Below are 12,276 nucleotides of genomic sequence, written 5' to 3'. Positions count from 1 at the left end.
ACTTACTCCTGAATTTCAATCTTGCGGATAGAGAGCCGCTCCACCACCTCTCCACCAACCGGAATCTGGTTGGCCAGGATAGGGGGCAATATACGGATCGGCATCACTTACTCCTGAATTTCAATCTTGCGGATAGAGAGCCGCTCCACCACCTCTCCACCAACCGGAATCTGGTTGGCCAGAATCGGGGGGTAATATACGGATCGGCATCACTTGCTCCTGAATTTCAATCTTGCTGATGGTATTGGCTAACAGCGAGAGCGGTATCACCCGCTCCCGCGCGTCAGTTTTGCGGAATGTAGAGCACCTGCCCTACCTGAATATTCCGCGATTTGAGCTTGTTGATCTCTACCAGTCGCGCCTGACTCACCCCATGCTTCTCGGCAAGGCGGGAGAGACTCTCCCCCCGCTTGACCACATGGCGGATCATCTGCGACTTGTCATCACTGCGAACGGGGGCGGCAGCGCGGCTCTGCCCCTGCTGGGGAATATAGATGGTCTGACCAATCTGAATATCCCGGCTGCGCAGCTGGTTGATCTCTACCAAAGTGGATTGACTCACTCCATGCTTCTCGGCAAGGCGAGAGAGACTCTCGCCACGTTTGACCACATGGCGGAGCATCCGAGATTTGTCATAGTCGCCCACATTGCTAACCGGCGCACCAGAATCTTGCGCAGCCTCCGAATAGGGCTTGATCACCCCGGCACCTGAACCGGTCGCAGCCGCGCCGTCACGTACTGTCGCTGGCATCTTATTGGTCACCACCGGCTGCGACTGCACTGGCTTGGGCTGGCTCACCGGCTGCGAAGCTACCGGTGCAGAGCGAGTGGTCGCGGCAGGCCTGCTCGCCTGTCCCTTGCCGGTCAACATGGCTCCCTTGGTCGGGTGGGCGCGGTAGTAGTTGCGGATCCCCTCGAAAATGGCGCGGGCCAGCTGATCCTGATAGCTTGAGGTAGCCAGCAGCTTCTCTTCCGCATGGTTGGAGATAAAGCCGGTTTCGACCAGCACCGAGGGAATATCCGGCGCCTTCAGCACAGCCAGACTGGCATGCTCCGGGGCCTTCTTGTGCAGTCGGGCAACCTTGCCCAATGAGCGCAGGATCTGACGGCTGACGTCGTAGCCTTCGGCACGGGACTTGTCCATGGAAAGGTCTAGGAAAGTTTGCGCCAGATAGGGATTGGGATCGGATTCCGCCAACACCTTGCCGACCCCGCCCAGCAGCTCGCCCTGCTTCTCCTGCTTCTCCAGCCAGCTGCCCATCTCGCGGTTGGCACGGTTGGTCGAGAGGACCCAGACAGAGGCGCCGCGCGGAGTGGAGTTATGGAAGCTGTCCGCATGGACCGACACCAGCAGATCCGCCTTGGCCTTGCGGGCAATCTCGGAACGCTTGTTGAGGTCGACGAAATAGTCGCCACGACGGGTCAGCACGGCGCGCATCCCCGGCTCGCGGTCGATCAGCGCCGCCAGCTTCTGGGAGACTGCCAGCGTAACTCGCTTCTCATAGGTACGACGCGGACCGATGGAACCCGGGTCTTCCCCACCGTGGCCCGGGTCGATGGCAATCACCACCCCCCTGCCCTTGCCACCGACGGGCGTGGATTGCACCGCAGCCGCCGAGCGCTTCTCTTCATAAGGCAGATCGATCACCAGACGGTGACCATAGGGCCCGGCTGGTGCCAGCGGAAAGACCACCGGCTTGATGGAGGAGCTGAGATCAAGCACCAGCCGCAGGCCCCCCTTCTCCAGCGGAGTGCTCTCACGTATCTTGCGCACCAGCTCGCTGTTGTTCTCGACCCGGGCCAGATTGGTGGCATTGCTCGCCCCTTTCAGATCGATCACCAATCTATCGGGGCCAGCCAGGGTGAAGTAGTTGTAGTTGGGGGCACTGCTCATATCGAGCACCACCCGGGTGTTATCCGGTGATGGCCAGATTCGCACACTCTTGAGCTGATTCGCCCAGGAGGGTAACGCCATCAAAGAGAGAGCAATAACAAGGATCAAGCGCACGTAGATGACAACCGTTCCAGAATGGCTTCGCCAATAGCAGTGCGGGCCTCTATCAGAGCCTCGCGCTGCTCGCCTACATAAGTAAGGGTAATTTCAAGGTCAGGAGCCGGTAACCAGCCCTCGCCCTTCTCGGACCACTCCACCAGACAGAGAGTATTGGCGGCAAAATAGTCCCGAATGCCCATGAACTCCAGCTCTTCCGGATCAGCCAGACGATAGAGATCGAAGTGATAGACCTGCCAGCCATCGAGCTCATAGGGCTCGACCAGGGTATAGGTCGGGCTTTTTACCTTGCCCTGATGGCCAAGGCCCTGCACCCAGCCGCGGGTCAGAGTGGTTTTACCAGCACCAAGCGTGCCATGCAAAAACACTGTGGTCGCCTGCTGGCAGGCCTGTGCCAGACGGCCACCCAGTGCCACGGTTGCTGCCTCGTCCGGCAGTGTCATCATCAACTGTTTTGCCATGTTCTTCTTTTTAACTTGTAATGGTGTCGGGATTAACCAGTTTACGGATCAGCGGCAGCAGATCTGACGCCAGCATGCCCCGCTCGCCGTCAGCGGCGGCCTGATCTGCAGCCTCGCCGTGGATCACGGCGCCCAGCCAGCTTGCCATGGTGGCAGACCAGCCCTGGGCCAAAAGGGCGGCGATTATACCAGATAACAGATCGCCCATGCCGCCACTTGCCATGCCGGGATTGCCTTCACAACAGAGAGCGACCCGCTCGCCGTCATAAATAAGTGTTCCCGCCCCTTTTAACAACACCACACCGCCATAACGCCGCTGCAGCGCCTGCACGGCGGCAAACCGGTCGGTTTCAATCTCGGCAATGGTGCATCCCAGCAGGCGCGCCGCTTCGCCGGGATGGGGCGTGAGCACCCAATTATCCTGATGGCGGGGAGATTGCGCCAGCCAATTCAATCCATCGGCGTCCAAAACCAGTGGCAACCGACCGGTGAGATAACGGGTGATTTGCGCGCTTCCCCACTCATCCTGACCGAGGCCGGGGCCGATGACCCGCACCGACGCCCACCCCTCGTCATCAGCGCTGGTGAGACTCATCAGTTCGGGTTGATAGAGGCTGACCGGCGGATGTTCCGGATGCTGACACACCCGCACCAGCCCGGCCCCCGCCCGCAGGCAGGCGCGGGCCGCCAGCACGATGGCCCCCTGCATGCCGCGATTGCCCCCCACCAGCAGCACCTTGCCATAAGAGCCCTTGTGGGAAGCACGAGGGCGCGGGGTCAGCTGCGTGCTCAGCTGCGGATAATCGATACGCCAGGCGGCGGGCAACATAACGTCATCCGGCGTGACGCCAAGGGGATCACAGTCGAGCAGGCCAACGCAATCCACCCCGTCGCCGGTGAGCATCCCCTGCTTGATACCGATAAAGGTGAGGGTGTGAGTGGCCTGCACCACGGCCCCCATGGCACGGCCGGTATCGCCGTTGAGGCCGGAGGGGAGATCCACCGCCAGCACGGGCACAGCCAAGCCATTGATTGTTGCGACGATCTTTGTCAGTAGTGGCGAGAGGGGCATGTTGACGCCGGTGCCAAGCAGGGCATCGACCACCAGATCCGGGGTGGAGTGCTGGTCCCCATCAAACCGCTCGGCCAGCCAGACCCTGCCACCGGCCGCCAACCACTCATCGGCGGCCTGTTTGGCATCCCCCTTCAGCTGGTCGGGTGCTCTGGCGGCAATCACCACCACCTCGATGCCAATCTGGCGGGCAAGGCGGGCCAGCACATAGCCATCACCGCCGTTATTACCGGGGCCGACGAAAATCCACCAGCAGCGACTGTCGGGCCAATGCAGGGTGGCATAGGTGCGCAGCGCAGCACCGGCTCGCTCCATCAGAGCATAGAGAGGTTGCCCCTCACGCGCGGCCCAGTTGCGCTCCAGTGCGCGGATCTGTTCAGTCTGCCACAGCCCCTGTGGTAAACTGCCCCCTTCTTTTGTGCCCAACGCGCCCCTGATGATCTCTACCATGACGGCTCCCGCCTCTTATCAATCGACCCAAGCCAGCAAACGCCGGCCAGGCCAAGCCGCATGAGCGCACCTGACTTCCACCAGCTGGCCCACGATATCAAGCTCTGGGCACGGGAGCTAGGTTTTGACCAGGCGGGCATCACCGACACCGACCTGCGTATCGAAGAGCCGAGATTGCAGGCTTGGCTGGATGCGGGCTATCACGGCAGCATGGATTACATGGCGCGCCACGGCATGATGCGCGCGCGCCCCCACGAGCTGCTGCCGGGCACGGTGCGAGTGTTGTCGGTGCGGATGAACTACCTGCCGTTCGAGGCGGGTTTTGCCGCCACCCTGCGCGATCCGACCCTCGGCTATATCAGCCGCTATGCTCTCGGTCGCGACTACCACAAGGTGCTGCGCAACCGGCTCAAACAGCTGGGTGATCGCATCGAAGCGCGCTGTGCCGAGCTGTTTCAAGGCACTGAAGAGACCTTGGGTGAGTGGCGCCCCTTCGTCGACTCCGCCCCCATCCTCGAGCGGCCACTGGCAGCCAAGGCGGGCCTAGGCTGGGTTGGCAAACACTCACTGCTGCTCAACGAATCAGCCGGCTCCTTCTTCTTTCTCGGTGAGCTGTTGCTCAACCTGCCGCTGCCGCTCGACCAGCCAGTGGAGAAGGAGCAGTGTGGCAAGTGCGTCGCCTGCATCAACATCTGCCCGACCGGCGCCATTGTCGCCCCCTATGTGGTGGATGGCCGCCGCTGCATCTCCTATCTCACCATTGAGAATGACGGCCCAATTCCGGAAGAGTTCAGGCCCTTGATGGGCAACCGCATCTACGGCTGCGACGACTGCCAGCTTATCTGCCCCTGGAATCGCTACGCCGATGCCAGCCCGGAACCCGATTTTAGCCCCCGCCCCAGCCTGCACCGACCGCCCCTGCTGGCGCTGTGGTGCTGGAGCGAGAGCGATTTCCTCAAACAAACCGAGGGGAGCCCGATCCGCCGCATCGGCTATCAACGCTGGCGCCGCAATCTGGCAGTCGCCCTGGGCAATGGCCCGGCGACCCCCGAGGTGATCGCAGCCCTGCAACTGGGGCTGACCACCGCCGAGCCCATGGTGGCCGAACATATCGAATGGGCGCTGGCCACCCTTGCCCAGCGTCAGGATGACGAGAACAAGAAGACCCGTTTGCTGATCCGCTGCATCGAAAAAGGTCTGTCGGATCACGCATAAGTGATCTGCCCCTTGCCGGATTGCAGCACTTTTTTCATGCTCTGCCGACCTGCAGTGCCCATAACAGCGTGGTCACTGCAAACTGGTCGGCACACAACAAGGACAACACAGATGCAAATGTTGGGAGTGGATATTGGAGGCTCAGGGATCAAGGGCTGTCTGGTCGATACCAAAACCGGCGAATTGATTGGCGAGCGCCATCGCATTGCCACACCGCAACCGGCCACCCCAGCCGCCATCGCCCATACCCTCAAGGCGCTGGTCGAACACTTCGACTGGAAAGGACCGGTGGGCTGCGGCTTTCCCGCCACCATCCACAACGGGGTTGCCAAGAGTGCCGCCAACATCGACAAGAGCTGGATCGAAACCGATGCCGAACATCTGTTTGCCGATGTCACCGGCAAGCCCTGCTATGTGCTGAATGATGCCGATGCCGCCGGTCTGGCCGAGATGCGCTTTGGCGCTGGCAAGGATCGCAAGGGGGTCATCATCCTCATCACGGTCGGCACCGGCATCGGCACCGCCATCTTCGTCAACGGCCATCTGCTGCCCAACACCGAGCTGGGCCATCTGATGCTGGAAGGAATGGTCGCCGAGCACTACTGCTCCGATGCGGCGCGCAAACGGGAAGATCTCTCCTGGAACCGCTGGGGCAAGCGCTTCAACAAGTATCTGGCGCGCCTCGAGTTTCTCTTCTCCCCCGACCTCTTCATTCTGGGGGGCGGCAGCGCAGCCAAGCTGGATAAGTTTGTCGATCGCATCGAGACACGGGCGCCGCTTATTCCGGCAGCCAGCCTCAATCAGGCGGGCATTATCGGGGCCGCCCTCTACGCGGCCGAGCAGCAGGGCTGACCGACGCTCACTGCAAGTCAGCAGATACCAATGGAAAGGGCCCGGCACTGCTACCGGGCCCTTTTGTTTTGCGGTCATCTTGCGAGTTTGGCGCTTATCACCCGCTACATGTCGTCGAGTCGGTGCACTCCGTGCACCAGTCGGGTCAGGCGGGTCTGCTCCAGCCTGGCCAGATTCTCGAGCAATGCGGTGGTGCCCGGTGTCGGGCACTCCCGGGCCAGATGACTCAGTTCGCTCACCAGCTGCTCTTCCCAACGGCATACCTGAGTGACGATATCCTGGGTCTGGACTGATGCCGGCAGCTCGAAGCGGGTAATGGCAGGCAGCATATCCTCGCTGAAACTCTGGTTCAGCCAGGTCTCCCTGACCGCCTCTCCCAGCTGAGCGGCATATTCGTGCAGATGGGCACTGGCCGCATCCTCACGCCCTTGCAGATAGACCAGCAACATCCGGCTGCGTTCGCTGTCCACCTGACTGATCAAACGCCCGTAACAGAGTCCGAGCTGGTGGTGAACCTGCTCAAGATAGTGCAGCAACTCTTTGATCTGTTGGAATCTCATCGCACTGCCCTCCATGCTTGTCGACATCATCAGTATAAAAAACCGGCGCCACCGACCCAATCCCTATCCGTGCCCCCCTTGCGCTGCATCAAGGTTGACGCCGACAAAATGGCGATCAGGTGATCCGGTCACGAATAGGGAACGATTTGTGCAGCAATTTGTGTAACGATGGAGGAGCATCAGGCTCGATAGCCGATGTGAACAGAAACAAGCTGGCACACTAATAAAACCAGCATTTACCCGGCATAAACCATCTTTAATTCGGTAATGTGCCGCAGGGACGAAACAGGATCTGGAAGAGCAACAATATCATCCTGATCGTTATCCGCCTGACAGAAATCCTTATCACTTTTTTAGACGTCTAGACGTAAAAACATGCGTTGACATGGCCATCCAGACATCTTAGCATCATCCTCCATGATGACAGAGTAACCCAGTGGAACCTCTGCCCAATTTCCCCGCCTGTAGCGCCCTGTGCTTTAAGGCTGTTAGCACGGAAGAATCCATGATTAAGTTGATCGGTCTCAACAAAGTCTACGGTACAGGCAGTGACGCCGTGCACGCCCTGCGTGATGTGAGTCTGCATGTACCCCAAGGCAAAATTTTCGGGGTGATCGGTGCCTCAGGTGCCGGCAAGAGTACCCTCATTCGTTGTGTCAACCTGCTGGAGCGCCCGACAGAGGGCCAAGTCATCGTTGATGGCCAGGATCTGGTCGCCCTGAGCGAACGGGATCTGACCCAGGCTCGCCGCCAGATCGGGATGATTTTCCAGCACTTCAACCTGCTTGCCTCCCGCACCGTGTTTGCCAACATCGCCTTTCCGCTGGAGTTGGCAGGCTGGAGCAAAGAGAAGATCCAGCAACGGGTTGCCGAGCTGCTGGCGCTGGTCGGGCTGGAAGCCCGTGCCCAAGCCTATCCGTCCGAGCTTTCCGGCGGTCAGAAACAGCGCGTCGCCATTGCCCGCGCACTGGCTCCGGCCCCCAAGGTACTGCTCTGCGACGAGGCCACCTCGGCCCTCGACCCGCAGACCACCCGCTCGATCCTGACCCTGCTCAAGGAGATCAACGTCAAGCTGGGGCTCACCATCCTGCTCATCACCCACGAGATGGATGTGGTGAAGGGGATCTGTGACGAAGTGGCCATCATCAGCGACGGCCGTCTGATCGAACAGGGCGAAGTGGCCTGGTTCTTCAGCAATGCCAAGACCCAGCTGGCGCGGGATTTCATCCACTCCACCATCCATCTGGAGGTACCGCAGGAGTATCAGGATCGGATGAGTGCGGAGCGGGTGCCGGGCAGCTACCCGCTGGTGAAGCTCGGCTTTACCGGCAGCACGGTCGATACACCGCTGATCTCCGAGGCGAGCCGCCGTTTCAATATCGATATCAGCATTCTGAGCGCAGACATCGAATACGCAGGTGGCGTCAAATTCGGTTTCCTGCTGGCCGAGCTGTTCGGGGATGAAGCCCAGTGCGAGGCAACCCAGCAGTTCCTCATCGACAACCACATTCAGCTGGAGGTAATGGGTTATGTCCGAAGCCATGATTAATCTGCTCATCACGGCCCTGGGCGACACCCTTATCATGGTGTTTGCCTCCGCTCTGTTCGGCTGCCTGCTGGGTCTGCCGCTCGGCGTGGCCCTTCATGTGACCAAGGCGGGCCAGATCCTGGCCAACCCCTTGCTCAACCGTACTCTGGGCATGGTGGTCAACGTGGGTCGCTCGGTGCCCTTTATCATCCTGCTGGTCGCCATCATTCCGCTGACCCGGCTGATTGTCGGCACCAGTATCGGCACCATCGCCGCCATCGTGCCGCTGACCGTCGGTTGCATCCCTTTCATTGCCCGTCTGGTGGAAGGGGCCCTGATGGAGGTGCCGGACGGCCTGCTGGAAGCGGCCAAGGCGATGGGCGCCAAGCCGTTGCAAATTATCACCAAGGTGCTGCTGCCCGAGGCTCTGCCCGGCATCCTCAACAGTGTCACCATTACCCTCGTCACGCTGGTGAACTACTCGGCCATGGCCGGAGCTATCGGTGGCGGTGGTCTGGGGGATGTGGGTATTCGTTATGGTTATCAGCGCTTTGACCCGACCGTCATGCTGGTGACCGTAGTTATCCTGGTAGTACTGGTTCAACTTATCCAGAGCGCGGGTGAGCGCCTGGTCAACAAATGTGATCATCGTTAATCGTCGATTTCTGACAGGAGGTTTTATGAAATTTGGCATCAAATCCGTTGCGGCTGCCCTGCTGGCTGGTCTGGTTCTGGCCGGTTGCGGTCAAAAAGAAGAGAGCAAGGTTCTGAAAGTGGGCGCTATTGCCGGCCCCGAGACCGAACTGGTTGAAGTGGCTGCCAAGGTGGCCAAAGAGAAATACGGTCTGGACGTTCAGATCGTCAACTTCTCCGACTACGTCACCCCGAACGTGGCGCTGAACGATGGCAGCATCGACGTCAACGCCTTCCAGCACAAACCCTATCTGGATGCGCAGGTGCGTGATCGCGGCTTCAAGCTGGTGCCGGTTGGCAACACCTTCGTCTACCCGATCGCCGGTTACTCCAAGAAGGTCAAGGCGCTGAGCGAGCTGCAAGATGGCGCCCAGATCGCGGTACCGAACGATCCGACCAACCTGGGTCGCTCCCTGATCCTGCTGGCCAAGCAGGGTCTGATCACCCTGAAAGATGGTGCCGGTCTGGAAGCCACCGTACTGGATATCGCCAGCAACCCGCGCAACTTCAAGATTGTGGAACTGGAAGCTGCACAGCTGCCCCGTTCGCTGGAAGATGTGGATCTCGCTATCATCAACAACACCTTCGCCGGTCAGATTGGTTTGACCCCGACTGAAAACGGCCTGTTTGTTGAAGACAAAGAGTCCCCGTACGTCAACCTGATCGTCGCCCGCGACAACAACAAGGATGACGAGAAGGTCAAACAGTTCGTACAAGCTTTCCAGACCGATGATGTTTACAAGAAAGGTCTCGAGCTGTTCAAAGGTGGCCTGGTAAAAGGTTGGTAATTGCTCACTCGGCAAAAAAGGCCACGCAATGCGTGGCCTTTTTTATTGGCGCCGCTATCATATCCGCGAGCACGGCAACACGAACATACTCATAACATGAAAAAATGGTATCTGGCCTACTGCAAGCCAAAAGAAGAGGCCCGCGCCCGCGCCCACCTCGATGCCCAGGGTATCGAATCCTATTACCCCATGGTGGAGATCGAGAAGCTGCGCCGGGGCAAGCGAGTTCCGGTACGGGAACCCATGTTCCCCAACTACCTGTTTATCTTTGTCGATCTGGAAGAGGTGACACCGGTCACCCTGAAATCGACCCGCGGCATCAGCCGGATCATCCACTTTGGCAGTGAATGGACCCCCATCAGCAGCAAGCTGGTCTATCAGCTGATGAGTCGCGATGACAGCGATGAGGCGAGAGCCAGCTACGCTAACCTGCCCTGCTCGGGCGACAAGGTGCTGATTGAAGAGGGGCCGCTTGCCGGCTTCGAAGCCATCTATATGGAGCCGGATGGAGAGAAACGGGCGATTTTGCTGGTCAGCCTGCTCAACCGGGAGACCACCAGCAGCTTCGACAACCACACCTTCAGGCGTCTGGACTAAACCCACGGGCCAGACGGCCCGGTGAATGGCAATAGCAATGGCGGGATGCTCCCGCCATCTCATGCATCAAGATCAAAGCGGGCGATGACCGCCTTCAGCTTGCCGGTATCGCCAGCCAGTCTGGCTACGATCTCCTCCCCCTGCTGGCTACGCTGACAGGATTGCCGACTGAGCGCGGCAATGTCGTCGACCGTCCCGGATACCTCGGCGGCCACCCGCGACTGCTGCTCGGTTGCCACCGAAATGGCCTCCAGCTGGCCCGACAGCGACTGAACCAGCTGGTTCATGGCACTCAGGGTATCGGTCACCAATCCAACAGCATCCCGCCCCTGCTCCACCAACCGGGTACCGCTGCTGACGGTACTCACCGTCTGGCGAGTCTGCTGGGAGATGGCCGCAATAGTCTGGCTGATCTCGGCGGTTGATTGATGGGTGCGGGTCGCCAGCTGACGTACCTCATCGGCAACCACCGCAAAACCGCGCCCCTGCTCGCCTGCCCGTGCCGCTTCTATCGCCGCATTGAGTGCCAGCAGATTGGTCTGCTCCGCAATGGTGGCGATCACCTCGGTGATCTGCCCCACCTGTTCACTCTGATGCTCCAGCAGCCCCATGGCCTCGTTGGCCTGCCCAATCATGGCGGCAATCTGCTGCATGGTATCGCTCATTCGCGCCAGCGCAGCCTCTCCCTGACGGGTCTGCTGCTGCACCTGCTGGGCACTATCCGCCACACCGGCAATGTTGCCAGCCACATCACGGGCACTCACCGACATCTGATCGATAGCCGCCGCCACCGCATCGACCCGCTGATCCTGCTCCGTCAGATCCGCCACTATGGCTCTGGTAGTGCTGCCCACATCGAGACAGGCCTCTTCGACCTGCCCCACTGCGCCCTGCAACTCCCCGACCAGATGATGTAACTGGGCAGACATCCGGTTGATGGAACCAGTCAATTCTCCCAACTCATCCTGCCCTGTGATTGGCAAGGGCTCGGCCGCCAGCCGGCCATCCGCAACCTGCCCCGCCCGGGTCACCAAACAGGCAATGTCACGGGTCAGACGACGGCTAAAGAGCCAGGCGACCAGCATGCCAAGCACGATGGCGCTGCAGGTAGCCAACAGTAGTGTCTGGTTGATGGCCCTCCCGGCTCCGGTCATCTGCGCCGAAATCTGATCCACCTCGGCGCGGGTTTTATTCACCTGCTGGACCAACTGCTCGCTGAGGCTGGACTGCATCGGCTCGATGTCGGTGGCCATCAGGTAGTTGGCCTGATCCCAATCCGGCGCCTGGCGCTTCTCGATCACCTGCCCCACCAGCTCGGAGAAGGGGGTCGCCATCTCTTCAAACAGCTGCCAGAGGCTCTGCTGGGTATCGGTAAAGAGCGCGGCTTGCTGCTTCACCTCAGCCACCCGCTGCTGGTGAAACTGGTAGTAATCCTGATACTTGCTGCGGTATTCGGGATCGCCTGAGATGAGAAAATCCCTCAGGGCAGAGAGGGAATTGGCGAGGCTGTTGTAGGCATCTCCCACCTGCTTGAGCAGCATGCGGCGATCGCCCGCGAGCTGATCCTGCGAGGTCGCCACCTCCTCATTGGCAAAGGATTGCAGCTGATCGAGCGCAGCCTCCGCCACCGGCCCCGCCTCCTGCAGCATCAGGGTGTGAGCGGGCAGATTCTCTTCACTCTGGGCTATGGTCCACACCTTCTCCTGATGGCTTTTGAAGGTCTCGAGAGACTTGGCGAGCGCCGGGCTGAAGGCCTGATGGGCGATGGCCTGCCAGGCCGACTCCCACTCCAGCTTGAGGCGGGAAGCCTGAGCCGGATCCTTGCCGAGGATCAGATAGCCACGCAGGGCAGAAACGGTGGCCACCAGTGCTTTCTGGCTCGCCTCATCCCGCTGCAGAGCGGGCAGCGCCTGCTCCAACAGAGTGTGTTGGGCCTGATTGATCTGGGTCAGCCGGTAATAGACCAGCGCGGAGGAGAGCAGGATCAGCAGGTTGATAAAACCGAAGCTGAGCAGCAACTTGCTTGAGATTTTCATGAACATCCTTGTT

Annotated in this window: 11 protein-coding genes; 6 read left to right on the top strand and 5 right to left on the bottom strand. The window is 60.1% G+C overall.

The window, feature by feature from the left end:
• Positions 1 to 283: 283 nt before the first annotated feature.
• Genes G5332_RS17955 through G5332_RS17945 form a run of 3 tightly spaced genes read right to left on the bottom strand, consistent with a single transcriptional unit; the run spans position 284 to position 3,994 of the window.
• The gene (locus tag G5332_RS17955) at positions 284 to 1,975 is read right to left on the bottom strand and encodes an N-acetylmuramoyl-L-alanine amidase (RefSeq protein ID WP_227341988.1); all 1,692 of its coding nucleotides are present in this window, start codon (positions 1,973 to 1,975) and stop codon (positions 284 to 286) included.
• A gap of 23 nt (positions 1,976 to 1,998) precedes the next feature.
• Entirely contained in the window at positions 1,999 to 2,472 is a 474-nt protein-coding gene (tsaE, locus tag G5332_RS17950; RefSeq protein WP_227341987.1) for a tRNA (adenosine(37)-N6)-threonylcarbamoyltransferase complex ATPase subunit type 1 TsaE, read from the bottom strand.
• A gap of 10 nt (positions 2,473 to 2,482) precedes the next feature.
• Entirely contained in the window at positions 2,483 to 3,994 is a 1,512-nt protein-coding gene (locus G5332_RS17945) for an NAD(P)H-hydrate dehydratase (protein ID WP_227341986.1), read from the bottom strand.
• Positions 3,995 to 4,054: 60 nt separating this feature from the next.
• Between G5332_RS17945 and queG the strand changes: the two genes are divergently transcribed.
• Entirely contained in the window at positions 4,055 to 5,209 is a 1,155-nt protein-coding gene (gene queG / locus G5332_RS17940) for a tRNA epoxyqueuosine(34) reductase QueG (RefSeq protein WP_421231629.1), read from the top strand.
• 111 nt (positions 5,210 to 5,320) lie between these two features.
• Positions 5,321 to 6,061: a polyphosphate--glucose phosphotransferase gene (gene ppgK / locus G5332_RS17935; RefSeq protein ID WP_111900698.1), complete on the top strand. Its 741-nt coding sequence runs from the start codon at positions 5,321 to 5,323 to the stop codon at positions 6,059 to 6,061.
• A gap of 104 nt (positions 6,062 to 6,165) precedes the next feature.
• Here ppgK and G5332_RS17930 read toward each other — a convergent pair whose 3' ends face one another.
• Positions 6,166 to 6,621, bottom strand: coding sequence for a hypothetical protein (locus G5332_RS17930; RefSeq protein ID WP_421231628.1), 456 nt, complete (start codon positions 6,619 to 6,621; stop codon positions 6,166 to 6,168).
• Between the two features lie 505 nt (positions 6,622 to 7,126).
• On the opposite strand from G5332_RS17930, the gene metN reads away from it, so the two are divergent.
• The 4 genes from metN to rfaH all read left to right on the top strand — a co-directional run bounded on the left by metN (position 7,127) and on the right by rfaH (position 10,227).
• The gene (gene metN, locus G5332_RS17925; RefSeq protein WP_005341087.1) at positions 7,127 to 8,170 is read left to right on the top strand and encodes a methionine ABC transporter ATP-binding protein MetN; all 1,044 of its coding nucleotides are present in this window, start codon (positions 7,127 to 7,129) and stop codon (positions 8,168 to 8,170) included.
• Positions 8,151 to 8,804 (top strand): methionine ABC transporter permease, encoded by a 654-nt coding sequence (locus tag G5332_RS17920; protein ID WP_005339070.1) that lies wholly within the window; start codon positions 8,151 to 8,153, stop codon positions 8,802 to 8,804. Before metN ends, G5332_RS17920 begins: the two co-directional genes overlap by 20 nt.
• 25 nt (positions 8,805 to 8,829) lie before the next feature.
• On the top strand, positions 8,830 to 9,630 hold the full coding sequence (gene metQ / locus G5332_RS17915) for a methionine ABC transporter substrate-binding lipoprotein MetQ (RefSeq protein ID WP_115521668.1): 801 nt from the start codon (positions 8,830 to 8,832) through the stop codon (positions 9,628 to 9,630).
• Between the two features lie 96 nt (positions 9,631 to 9,726).
• On the top strand, positions 9,727 to 10,227 hold the full coding sequence (rfaH, locus tag G5332_RS17910) for a transcription/translation regulatory transformer protein RfaH (protein ID WP_058057235.1): 501 nt from the start codon (positions 9,727 to 9,729) through the stop codon (positions 10,225 to 10,227).
• A gap of 59 nt (positions 10,228 to 10,286) precedes the next feature.
• Here the strand turns inward: rfaH and G5332_RS17905 are convergent, their stop codons facing one another.
• Positions 10,287 to 12,263, bottom strand: a complete 1,977-nt coding sequence (locus tag G5332_RS17905; RefSeq protein ID WP_421249903.1) for a HAMP domain-containing methyl-accepting chemotaxis protein — start codon at positions 12,261 to 12,263, stop codon at positions 10,287 to 10,289.
• Between the last annotated feature and the right edge of the window lie 13 nt (positions 12,264 to 12,276).

This window comes from Aeromonas sp. 603757 (assembly GCF_049171255.1).
Taxonomy (GTDB): domain Bacteria; phylum Pseudomonadota; class Gammaproteobacteria; order Enterobacterales; family Aeromonadaceae; genus Aeromonas; species Aeromonas veronii_A.
The sequence above is the reverse complement of the archived record's forward strand: the minus strand, read 5'-3'. Positions and strand labels throughout refer to the sequence as shown.

What these genes read in the sequence shown, in the direction of transcription:
- rfaH (WP_058057235.1), top strand. Translation starts at nt 9,727, where the DNA reads ATGAAAAAATGGTATCTGGCCTACTGCAAGCCAAAAGAAGAGGCCCGC.
- tsaE (WP_227341987.1), bottom strand. Translation starts at nt 2,472, where the DNA reads ATGGCAAAACAGTTGATGATGACACTGCCGGACGAGGCAGCAACCGTG.
- G5332_RS17930 (WP_421231628.1), bottom strand. Translation starts at nt 6,621, where the DNA reads ATGAGATTCCAACAGATCAAAGAGTTGCTGCACTATCTTGAGCAGGTT.
- G5332_RS17905 (WP_421249903.1), bottom strand. Translation starts at nt 12,263, where the DNA reads ATGAAAATCTCAAGCAAGTTGCTGCTCAGCTTCGGTTTTATCAACCTG.
- metN (WP_005341087.1), top strand. Translation starts at nt 7,127, where the DNA reads ATGATTAAGTTGATCGGTCTCAACAAAGTCTACGGTACAGGCAGTGAC.
- ppgK (WP_111900698.1), top strand. Translation starts at nt 5,321, where the DNA reads ATGCAAATGTTGGGAGTGGATATTGGAGGCTCAGGGATCAAGGGCTGT.
- G5332_RS17920 (WP_005339070.1), top strand. Translation starts at nt 8,151, where the DNA reads ATGTCCGAAGCCATGATTAATCTGCTCATCACGGCCCTGGGCGACACC.
- G5332_RS17945 (WP_227341986.1), bottom strand. Translation starts at nt 3,994, where the DNA reads ATGGTAGAGATCATCAGGGGCGCGTTGGGCACAAAAGAAGGGGGCAGT.
- queG (WP_421231629.1), top strand. Translation starts at nt 4,055, where the DNA reads ATGAGCGCACCTGACTTCCACCAGCTGGCCCACGATATCAAGCTCTGG.
- G5332_RS17955 (WP_227341988.1), bottom strand. Translation starts at nt 1,975, where the DNA reads ATGGCGTTACCCTCCTGGGCGAATCAGCTCAAGAGTGTGCGAATCTGG.
- metQ (WP_115521668.1), top strand. Translation starts at nt 8,830, where the DNA reads ATGAAATTTGGCATCAAATCCGTTGCGGCTGCCCTGCTGGCTGGTCTG.